This is a genomic window from Streptomyces aurantiacus JA 4570 (assembly GCF_000414115.1).
In the GTDB taxonomy this organism is placed as follows: Bacteria; Actinomycetota; Actinomycetes; order Streptomycetales; family Streptomycetaceae; genus Streptomyces; species Streptomyces aurantiacus_A.
The window spans coordinates 1-8,373 of the sequence record NZ_AOPZ01000038.1; the positions used below are offsets into that span (position 1 = coordinate 1).

The window sequence follows — 8,373 nt, forward strand, 5'->3', positions numbered from 1 at the left end:
GGGGGCGGAGCCCCCGGGGGCGGCGACCCCGGTTCGGCTCAAAGGCTAGGCTCAACGCATGTCCAGAATCGACGGCCGTACCCCCGAACAGCTTCGCCCGATCACCATCGAACGCGGCTGGAGCAAGCACGCCGAGGGCTCCGTCCTCATCTCCTTCGGCGACACCAAGGTCTTCTGCACGGCCTCCGTGACGGAGGGCGTGCCCCGCTGGCGCAAGGGCAGCGGCGAGGGCTGGGTCACCGCCGAGTACTCGATGCTCCCGCGGTCCACGAACACCCGCGGCGACCGCGAATCCGTCCGCGGCAAGATCGGCGGCCGTACGCACGAGATCAGCCGCCTCATCGGCCGCTCCCTGCGCGCGGTCATCGACTACAAGGCGCTCGGTGAGAACACCATCGTCCTGGACTGCGACGTCCTCCAGGCCGACGGCGGCACCCGCACCGCGGCCATCACCGGCGCGTACGTCGCGCTCGCCGACGCCGTCGCCTGGGCCCAGGGCAAGAAGCTGATCAAGGCCGGGCGCAAGCCGCTCACCGGCACCGTCAGCGCCGTGTCCGTCGGCATCGTCGGCGGCGTACCGCTGCTCGACCTCTGTTACGAGGAGGACGTGAAGGCCGACACCGACATGAACGTCGTGTGCACCGGCGACGGCCGCTTCGTCGAGGTCCAGGGCACCGCCGAGGCCGAGCCGTTCGCCCGCGAGGAGCTGAACGCGCTGCTCGACCTCGCCGTCGGCGGCTGCGTGGACCTCGCCGCGTACCAGCGCGAAGCGCTCGAAGCAGTCAAGTAAGGCATACGCGGCACCCGGCGCCCGGGCAGGGGCGCGGGTATCGGCCAAGTGGCGCGTGGTGCGGGCGAGTTGCGGTTCGGATCGGCCCGCGGGGGAAGCAACCGTCGGGGCCCGGACGGGCGTTCTTACGGGTGCGGGCGTACGGGCCAAGCCGTGCGTCCGTCCGCACCGGAGGGGGACCTACGCATGGCCGCGCGCCACCGCCGTACCGTTACCGTCATCGCCACCGCTCTGCTCGCCGTCACGGCGGGCACCGGCCTCGTGGCCTGCGACCCTGTCGACAAGGCGATCGACTGCGCCAAGACAGCCGACTCGATCCACGACAACATCCAGGACATGCGGGAAGCCGTCCAGGACGCGGCCCTGGAGCCCGGGGACGCCGACAAGTCGCTCGACGACATCGAGAAGAACCTCGACGACATACGCGACAAGTCCGACGACGCCGACATGGACAAGGCTGTCGACCACCTGGAGAGGGCCGTCGACAACATCCGCGACGCCAGCGACAACGGCGACAACACGCCCGACATGAGCCCCGTCGGCGACGCGGCCAAGGAGCTGACGAAGGTCTGCACCGACTGAGGACGGGGCGCGGGGCGAGGCACCGCGGGACCGATACTGGTCCCATGACCCGCCTCATCCTCGCCACCCGCAACACCGGCAAACTCACCGAGCTCAAGGCGATCCTCGCCGACGCCCGGCTCGACCACGAGCTCGTCGGCGCGGACGCCTACCCGGACATCCCCGACGTCAAGGAGACCGGCGTCACCTTCGCCGAGAACGCGCTCCTCAAGGCGCACGCCCTGGCCCGGGCCACCGGACTGCCCGCCGTCGCGGACGACTCGGGCCTCTGCGTCGACGTGCTCGGCGGCGCCCCCGGCATCTTCTCCGCGCGCTGGGCGGGCCGGCACGGCGACGACCGCGCCAACCTGGACCTCCTGCTCGCCCAGCTCGGCGACATCGACGACCCGCACCGCGGCGCCCACTTCGCGTGCGCGGCGGCCCTCGCGCTGCCCGACGGCACCGAGCGGGTCGTCGAGGGCCAACTGCGCGGCACCCTGCGGCACGCCCCGTCGGGCACCGGCGGCTTCGGCTACGACCCGGTGCTCCAGCCCGAGGGCGACACCCGCACCTGCGCCGAGCTGACGGCGGACGAGAAGAACGCGATCAGCCACCGCGGCAAGGCGTTCCGCGCCCTGGCGCCGGTGGTGCGCGAACTGCTCGGCTGAGCTCCAAAACCCTGAGTTCCAAGACCCTGAGCTCCAAGACCTCTGAACTCCAAGACCCCCCGCGACATCCGGCCGGACACGGCGAAGGGCGCCTCACCCGAGGCGCCCTTCGTACGCGTGCGGCCGGAGGGACTCGAACCCTCACGGGAGTTACCCCACTGGGACCTAAACCCAGCGTGACTGCCAGTTCCACCACGGCCGCGTGCCGGGCCCATCGTAATGGCCGCCCGGCCGCGACTGCCCGGAGAGTCAGAACTTCGGGGCTGTGGCCTGCGCCTCCACCAGTTCGGTGGCCTCCTCCACGCTCTCCACCGAGGGCGGGGAGCCGGTGAGGGGCTTGCGCGCGGTCTCCTTCATGCAGGCGACCGCGACGATGCCGACGACGGCGGCGGCCATCGAGTAGTACGCGGGCATCATGTCCGTACCCGTGACGCTGATCAGCGCGGTGATCACCAGCGGCGCGGTGCCGCCGAACAGCGAGGCGGAGAGGTTGTAGCCCACCGAGAGCGAGCCGTAGCGCACCGAGGTGGGGAAGAGCGCCGGGAGCGTCGCGGACATCGTGCCGAGCAGGCACACCAGCGAGAGTCCGAGCATCAGCATGCCCGCCGAGACGGCGATCAGCGCGCCCTGCTTGATGAGCAGGAAGGCCGGGATCGACAGGACGAGGAAGCCCGCCATGCCGGTCATCAGGAGCGGCTTGCGGCCGTAGCGGTCGGACAGGACGCCGACGCGGCTGATGACGAGCATCAGGACCAGCATCATGGCGATGAGGATCAGCAGCCCATGGGTGTCGTCGTAGCCCAGCTCGTCGCTCAGATACGTCGGCATGTACGACAGGAGCATGTAGTTGGTGATGTTGTACGCGCCGACCAGGGTGACGCACAGGACCAGCGTCGGCCAGTGGTCGCGGAAGATCTTCGCCAGGTCGCCCTTGGCGGACGTCTCGACGGCGGAGGCCGCCTCGGTCGCCGAGTGGTACGTCTGGTCCTCCAGCTTCTGGAACGCAGGCGTCTCGTCGAGGCGCAGCCGCAGATAGAGACCGACCAGGCCGAGCGGACCCGCGACCAGGAACGGCACCCGCCAGCCCCACGACTCCATCGCGCCGTCGTCGAGCAGCGTGTTCAGGAGGGTCACCAGGCCGGCCGCGCCCACGTAGCCGGCGAGCGTGCCGAACTCCAGGAAACTGCCGAAGAAACCGCGCCGCTTGTCCGGCGCGTACTCGGCTATGAACGTGGACGCGCCACCGTACTCACCGCCGGTGGAGAAGCCCTGCACCAGGCGGAAGAGGATCAGCAGGACCGGGGCCCAGAAGCCGATCGCGGCGTAGCTCGGGATCAGGCCGATGGCGAAGGTGCCGACCGCCATCAGGATCATCGTCAGCGCGAGGACCTTCTTGCGGCCCACCTTGTCGCCCATCGGCCCGAACACCATGCCGCCGAGCGGCCGCACCAGGAACGACACCGCGAAGGTGGCGAACGACGAGAGCAGCTGGACGGTGTCGTTCCCGGACGGGAAGAAGACATGGCCGATGGTGACGGCCAGATAGCTGTAGATGCCGAAGTCGAACCACTCCATGGCATTGCCCAGCGATGCCGCCTTCACCGCGCGGCGTACGGCCGCCTCGTCGGTGACCGTGATGTCGGTGCGCCGCAGCGGCGGGTTCCGGCGCCGCCTGATCGCGCGGAAGAGCGTGCGGTGACGTTTCACCGCCTCCGGGTCGGCGCCCGGGAGGGCGTCCGCCTCGGGGTCGGCCGGGTGGCTGCTGGCCGCCATGGAGCTGGTCCTTTCGCTGAGCGTGATCCTCGGACCCCTGCGCTGAGCGGTCCACCGGATGCTTGTGCTCGCACTCCGCGATCGCAAACGAAAGCCCCCCATGAGGGGGGCTTTGTCACACTCTCCGGCCGGCGGCAGGTCGCGTCAGACGCCCAGGTCCCGGATGATCTTCGCCACGTGCCCCGTCGCCTTGACGTTGTAGAAGGCGTGCTCGACCTTGCCCGCCTCGTCCACGACGACCGTCGAGCGGATCACGCCGGTCACGGTCTTGCCGTACAGCTTCTTCTCGCCGAAGGCGCCGTACGCCTCCAGGGTCTCCTTGGACGGGTCGCCGACCAGCGTGACCTTCAGGTTCTCCTTCTCGCGGAACTTCGCGAGCTTCTCCGGCTTGTCGGGGGAGACCCCGATGACGTCGTAGCCCGCGGCCGCGAGCACGTCCAGGTTGTCCGTGAAGTCGCACGCCTGCTTGGTGCAGCCGGGGGTGAGCGCGGCGGGGTAGAAGTAGACGATGACCTTGCGGCCCTTGTGGTCCGCCAGGGAGACCTCCTTGCCGTCGGCGTCGGGCAGGGTGAAGGCGGGGGCGGTGTCCCCGGGCTGCAGTCGCTCGCTCATGTTCGGTCTCCTCGCGCGCCGCGCGCGGGGCGCGCACGCATCTGTGGTTGTGGTGACGGAGTCGAGCGTAATAGGGGTGCCGTGGGGTGCGACGGGGGCGAAGCTGACAGACTGTGGAACGACCGGAACCAGCACACACCCACGGAGGCAGCGCGGTGGCGGATGCGGATGCCAGGACCCCTGCGCAGATCGAGGCGGACATCAAGCGCCGGCGCGACCAGCTCGCCGAGACCCTCGACGAGATCGGGGTGCGGGTCCACCCCAAGACGATCGTCGGCGACGCCAAGGCCAAGATCGCGTCCAGCGTCGACCACTCCCTCGGGCGGGCCTACGTCGGGGCGAATCGCTTCGTCTCCGATGTGAAGGGCCAGCTCGTCACGGAGAACGGCGCGCCGCGCCTGGAGCGGATCGTGCCGGTGGCGCTGGTGGTGGTGGGCCTCGTGGGGTTCTTCGCGGTGGGCTCCAAGCGCCGCAAGGGCTGACCCGGGGGCGTACAGGGCGCTCGCGGGCAGGTAGGTTCGGGGCGTGAGCGCCAAGACACAGGAACCAACGACCCACGACGACAAGCTGCCGATCCGGATGCTGCACGACCGCGTGCTCGTGCGCCAGGACACCGCTGAGGGCGAGCGGCGCTCCGGCGGCGGCATCCTGATCCCCGCGACCGCGGCCGTCGGCAAGCGCCTGGCCTGGGCCGAGGTCGTCGCCGTGGGACAGAACGTGCGCACCGTCGAGCCGGGCGACCGGGTTCTGTACGACCCGGAGGACCGGGCCGAGGTCGAGGTGCGGGGCGTGGCGTACGTCCTCATGCGCGAGCGCGATCTGCACGCCGTGGCCGCGGACCGCTTCGAGGGGTCCGAGGACTCGACGGGCCTCTACCTGTAGCGGGACCGCGGGACCGCGGGACCGCGGGGGCCGGTGGGCCCGTGGGGCTGGTGACCATCGTCACCGGCCCCTTTTGCGTGCACTTTGCTACCTTGGAAGGACCCCGACGAGACGCGCCGTACCGGGACCCGCAAAGACGACGCACCCCTGAAGTCCAGTTTTCGGAGGTGCCGTCATGGCCTGGGTCCTGCTCGTCGTCGCCGGTCTGCTCGAGGTCGGCTGGTCGATCGGCATGAAGTTCACCGACGGGTTCACCCGCCTGTGGCCGAGCGTGTTCACCGGCGCGGGCATCGTCGCCAGCATGTTCCTGCTGTCGTACGCCGCCAAGTCCCTGCCCATCGGCACGGCCTACGGCGTGTGGGTCGGCATCGGCGCCGCGGGTGCCGCGGTCGTCGGCATGCTCGTGCTCGGCGAGCCCGCCACCGCGGCCCGCATCTTCTTCGTGGGCCTGCTCCTGGTCGCCGTCGTCGGCCTCAAGGCGACTTCGGGCCACTGAGAGCCTGTGTCATCTCCCGGCCGGGCGGGCCGGACCGGGGCCATCGCCCCGGTTCCGGCCCGCCCCCCCGGTTCCGGCCCGCCCGCCCGCGGTCAGTCGCCGTTCCTGGCGCCCCGCCCGGTGGTCGTGCCCTGCGTCAGCCCGCCCAGGGCGCCCTGCTGGCCGCCCTCGTCCGTGCCGCCGTCCGCCGCGCCGCCGCCGTCCGCGCCCCCGTCGGCGTCACCCCCGCCGGGCCCCTGCGTCTGCCCTTGGTCCTGGCCCTGGGTCTGCCCCTGGTCCTGACCACCGCTCGGGCCCTGCGTCTGCCCCTGGTCCTGGCCCTGCGTCTGGCCCTGGTCCTGACCCTGGGTCTGGCCGCCCTGGTCCTGCCCCGGCGTGGCGCCGCCGTCCGTCGCGCCGCCGTCGGCCGTGCCCCCGTCGGCGCCGTCGGTGTCACCGCCGTCCGCGCCGCCCGTGTCCTCCTCGCCCGTGCCCGGCTCCTCGGCGCCGTCCGACGGGTCCGGCTCCACCGGCACGTCCGCGCCGGGCTCAAGCTCCAGCTCGAACTCCTTGGCGGGCTTGCCCTCCAGGGCGTCCTTGGTGAACTGCGCCCAGACGCGCGCCGGATAGCCGCCGCCGTTCATGCGCGTCTCGCCGAGCGCCCCGTACAGCGGCGTCTGCTTGGCCGTCTCCGGGTCCGCGCCCATGATGGCCACGACCGTGGCCAGGTCCGGGGTGTAGCCCGCGAACCAGGCCGCCTTGTCCTCCTCCGCCGTACCGGTCTTGCCGGCCGCCGGACGGCCCGCGGCGAGCGCCGCCGTGCCGGTGCCGGAGTCGACGACGCTGCGCAGGATCGACGTCGTGGTGTCCGCGGCCTCGCGGCTCACCGCCGTCTTCTCCCCGCGCTCCGGCAGCGCGACGTTCTCGCCGTCCTTGGTGATCTTCTCGACGATCGTGTACGAGCCGTGCTGGCCGTGGTTCGCGAGCGTCGCGTACGCGCCGGTCATGTCGAGCACGGACGCCGTGGACGGGCCGAGCGCGATCGACGGGGACGCGGTGAGGTCCGGGGTCTTCTCCGGGACGCCGAGCGCGACCGCGGTGTCCTTGACCTTGTCCGAGCCCACGTCGACGGCCATCTGCGCGTACACGGAGTTCACGGACCTGTCCGTGGCCTCGCGCACCGTGATGTCGCCGTACATGCCGTCGTCCTCGTTGGCGGGCGCGTACTGGCCGCCGTCCCAGCCCTGCACCGGACGCTTGTTGTTGCCGTCGTAGATCGTGTTCGGCGTGATCGTCTGCCCGGCCTGGGTGGTCGAGCCGTTCTGCACGGCCGAGGTGAACACGAACGGCTTGAAGGTCGAGCCGACCTGGTAGTCACGCCGGGTGGCGTTGTTGACGAACTGCTTGGTGTAGTCGATGCCGCCGTACATCGCGACGACCTTGCCGGTCGCCGGGTCGATGGAGGCACCGCCCACCCGCACGTTCCGGTCGATCTTGCGGGCCTTCTTGTCGACCTTCGACATCACCTGGTCCTGGACGGCCTCCACGAACGCGTCCTGCTTGGGCTTCTGCAGGGTCGTGGTGATGCGGTAGCCGCCCTTGTGGAGGTCGTCCTCCTCGACGATCTTGTTCTCGATGAGGTAGTCCTCCACGGCCTTGACCACATAGCCGCGCTGCCCCGACAGGTCCTGGTTGCCCTTGGCCTGCTTCGGCGTCGGGAACTTCTGCCCCTGCCGCTCGGCGGCGGGCAGCCAGCCCTCCTTGACCATGCCGTTCAGGACGTAGTTCCAGCGGCCCAGGGCGTTCGGCTTGTTCTCCGGGTGCGCCGCGACGTCGTAGGCGTTCGGGGCGTTCACGAGCGTGGCGAGGTACGCGCCCTGGCCCACGGTGAGGTCCTCGACATCCTTGCCGTAGTACGCCTGGGCGGCGGCCTGCACGCCGTACGCGTTGCGGCCGAAGTAGCTGGTGTTCAGATAGCCCTCGAGGATGTCGTCCTTGCTCACCTCGCGGTCCAGCTTGATCGCGATGAAGAACTCCTTGACCTTGCGGGTGACCGTCTGCTCCTGGCCCAGGTAGTAGTTCTTCACGTACTGCTGCGTGATCGTCGAACCGGACTGCTTGCCCTTGCCGGTGACCGTGTTGTACGCGGCGCGGAGCATCGCCTTCGGGTCGACGGCGGACTCCCCGTAGAAGTCCCGGTCCTCGGCGGCGAGCACGGCGTGCTGCACGTGCTTGGGCACCTTGGACAGCGGGACGTTCTCGCGGTTCATGCCCTTGCTGTCGTCCCGGGCCAGCTCGGTGCCGTCGGCGTACAGGTAGACGTTGGCCTGCTTGGTGGCCGTGGCGTTGGCCGGCGGGATGTCGATCAGCAGATAGCCCGCGGTGAACGCGCCCGCGCACAGCAGCACCACGAAGATGAACCCGGCGAGCACCATCCGCCAGGTCGGGAAAAGCCGCCGCCAGCCCTTGCGCTTGGGCCGCTTCTTCTTGCCCTTCTTGCCGGGGGGCGTGGCGGCGGGCGCGCCCTCCGCGCCGCCGGGAGCACCCTCGGGCGTGCCCGCGCTCGCGCCGGGGCCCTCCTCCGGCTCACGGGGCGCCCAGCCCGGGCGCCG

The 8,373-nt window shown here is 70.8% G+C and carries 9 protein-coding genes, 1 tRNA gene and 1 riboswitch; of the genes, 6 read left to right on the forward strand and 4 right to left on the reverse strand.

Features of this window, described 5'->3' with window-relative positions:
• Positions 1–58 precede the first annotated feature (58 nt).
• The 3 genes from rph to rdgB all read left to right on the forward strand — a co-directional run bounded on the left by rph (position 59) and on the right by rdgB (position 2,019).
• Entirely contained in the window at positions 59–790 is a 732-nt protein-coding gene (gene rph / locus STRAU_RS05110; protein WP_016639176.1) for a ribonuclease PH, read from the forward strand.
• Between the two features lie 186 nt (positions 791–976).
• Positions 977–1,372, forward strand: coding sequence for a hypothetical protein (locus tag STRAU_RS05115; protein ID WP_016639177.1), 396 nt, complete (start codon positions 977–979; stop codon positions 1,370–1,372).
• A gap of 44 nt (positions 1,373–1,416) precedes the next feature.
• Positions 1,417–2,019 (forward strand): RdgB/HAM1 family non-canonical purine NTP pyrophosphatase, encoded by a 603-nt coding sequence (rdgB, locus tag STRAU_RS05120; RefSeq protein WP_016639178.1) that lies wholly within the window; start codon positions 1,417–1,419, stop codon positions 2,017–2,019.
• Between the two features lie 118 nt (positions 2,020–2,137).
• Here the strand turns inward: rdgB and STRAU_RS05125 are convergent.
• The 3 genes from STRAU_RS05125 to bcp all read right to left on the reverse strand — a co-directional run bounded on the left by STRAU_RS05125 (position 2,138) and on the right by bcp (position 4,404).
• Positions 2,138–2,221 (reverse strand) — tRNA-Leu (locus STRAU_RS05125).
• Between the two features lie 47 nt (positions 2,222–2,268).
• Positions 2,269–3,792, reverse strand: coding sequence for a glycine betaine/L-proline transporter ProP (gene proP, locus STRAU_RS05130; RefSeq protein ID WP_016639179.1), 1,524 nt, complete (start codon positions 3,790–3,792; stop codon positions 2,269–2,271).
• Between the two features lie 144 nt (positions 3,793–3,936).
• Positions 3,937–4,404 (reverse strand): thioredoxin-dependent thiol peroxidase, encoded by a 468-nt coding sequence (gene bcp / locus STRAU_RS05135; protein ID WP_016639180.1) that lies wholly within the window; start codon positions 4,402–4,404, stop codon positions 3,937–3,939.
• 155 nt (positions 4,405–4,559) lie between these two features.
• Here bcp and STRAU_RS05140 point away from each other — a divergent pair, with 155 nt between their 5' ends.
• From STRAU_RS05140 to STRAU_RS05150, 3 genes are all read left to right on the forward strand, one after another.
• A complete protein-coding gene (locus STRAU_RS05140) occupies positions 4,560–4,886 on the forward strand; it encodes a DUF3618 domain-containing protein (RefSeq protein WP_016639181.1) in 327 nt (108 codons plus the stop codon).
• 97 nt (positions 4,887–4,983) lie between these two features.
• Positions 4,984–5,286: a GroES family chaperonin gene (locus STRAU_RS05145; protein WP_106967814.1), complete on the forward strand. Its 303-nt coding sequence runs from the start codon at positions 4,984–4,986 to the stop codon at positions 5,284–5,286.
• A gap of 85 nt (positions 5,287–5,371) precedes the next feature.
• A riboswitch (guanidine-III (ykkC-III) riboswitch) is annotated at positions 5,372–5,432 on the forward strand.
• A gap of 29 nt (positions 5,433–5,461) precedes the next feature.
• A complete protein-coding gene (locus STRAU_RS05150) occupies positions 5,462–5,782 on the forward strand; it encodes a DMT family transporter (protein WP_016639183.1) in 321 nt (106 codons plus the stop codon).
• A gap of 92 nt (positions 5,783–5,874) precedes the next feature.
• Here STRAU_RS05150 and STRAU_RS05155 read toward each other — a convergent pair.
• Positions 5,875–8,373, reverse strand: a 2,499-nt coding sequence (locus STRAU_RS05155; protein ID WP_259299828.1) for a transglycosylase domain-containing protein, incomplete at its 5' end; no start/stop codon positions are given.

Excerpts from the sequence above, each read along its gene's own strand:
- rph (WP_016639176.1), top strand. The coding sequence starts at position 59 with ATGTCCAGAATCGACGGCCGTACCCCCGAACAGCTTCGCCCGATCACC.
- STRAU_RS05115 (WP_016639177.1), top strand. The coding sequence starts at position 977 with ATGGCCGCGCGCCACCGCCGTACCGTTACCGTCATCGCCACCGCTCTG.
- rdgB (WP_016639178.1), top strand. The coding sequence starts at position 1,417 with ATGACCCGCCTCATCCTCGCCACCCGCAACACCGGCAAACTCACCGAG.
- proP (WP_016639179.1), bottom strand. The coding sequence starts at position 3,792 with ATGGCGGCCAGCAGCCACCCGGCCGACCCCGAGGCGGACGCCCTCCCG.
- bcp (WP_016639180.1), bottom strand. The coding sequence starts at position 4,404 with ATGAGCGAGCGACTGCAGCCCGGGGACACCGCCCCCGCCTTCACCCTG.
- STRAU_RS05145 (WP_106967814.1), top strand. The coding sequence starts at position 4,984 with ATGCTGCACGACCGCGTGCTCGTGCGCCAGGACACCGCTGAGGGCGAG.
- STRAU_RS05150 (WP_016639183.1), top strand. The coding sequence starts at position 5,462 with ATGGCCTGGGTCCTGCTCGTCGTCGCCGGTCTGCTCGAGGTCGGCTGG.